Origin of the sequence: Burkholderia dolosa, assembly GCF_902499135.1 — a bacterium.
GTDB lineage: Bacteria > Pseudomonadota > Gammaproteobacteria > Burkholderiales > Burkholderiaceae > Burkholderia > Burkholderia dolosa.
Genome location: NZ_CABVPR010000152.1, coordinates 1 through 933 on the forward strand (window position 1 = coordinate 1; position 933 = coordinate 933).

Genomic DNA, 933 nt, shown 5'->3' on the forward strand with positions numbered 1-933 from the left:
TCTGGACCGCGTCTGCCGATTCCATCCTCGAAAAGCTACACCGACTTTGTTCGCGAATCAGCGGAACGGGACACTAGGCAGCTGTTGAAGAACGCCGCGCTTTAACGGTCGGCGGCTTCGTTCAAGAGGTTGTCGTATGCGATCGGCCGCGGAGTTTCGGACGGATCGTGCCGATGCTTCGCTGTCGAGCGAGCGGGCCGGTGCATTGCCACGCAACGGTCGGGTTCGAAGGCTTCAGCGCGCCGTTCACGTCGGCACCACTTCTTGGTGTGATGGCCAGGCACGCAATCGGGCTGGCGAGCGCGCTTGTGCGTTCGGCGAAGCCGTCGGCTGGCTGACTACGGTGTCGACCAAGGCGCGTGCCTCCGCGCGCGAGGGCCTCGATTACGGTGAATTGCTCGTTCCGCTGAACGATAGAAGGGATTCAATTCCTTGTAGCAACTCGGACAAGAAGGACTGATCCAGCCCGCAATGCCCCGTGATACATGCTCCATCGGGAGGGGTCGGCTGAAAGCGCCAGTCGCCTATGATTGCGCGTCGATCGAGTGTTCGCAATGTCAGTTCAAACCCCGGCTCGACGCCGGTTAAATCCGCTCGTTGCCCGGATTGAAGCTGCGTTTGCATGGATCGAATCTGTTGCCGAAATTGTCGCAACTCGTCGGGCATCACACTCCATTGCCCTTCCGCCTGAATGCCCGGTACCGTCAATTGGATTCGTACATCGATCCATTCAAGATACGGGCCTCCCGGTTCCTCGCGTCTCGCAGCAACGGGCTCCATTTGAAGTCGAAAGTCATCTGTTTCAATGATCAGCATGTGTCAATAGTACATAAAGTGAAGTATTGTCCAATCGGACTGTAGTGGCTAGATAGTAATGTCCGCTTTTAGCTACATAGAAATGTCCGCTTTTGTGCCGCGTAAGCTATCCGACCG

At 56.8% G+C, this 933-nt stretch carries 1 protein-coding gene; it reads right to left on the bottom strand.

Annotated features, from left to right (window positions below):
• Positions 1 to 384: 384 nt before the first annotated feature.
• Positions 385 to 816: a WapI family immunity protein gene (locus BUB20358_RS27955; protein ID WP_123806825.1), complete on the bottom strand. Its 432-nt coding sequence runs from the start codon at positions 814 to 816 to the stop codon at positions 385 to 387.
• Between the last annotated feature and the right edge of the window lie 117 nt (positions 817 to 933).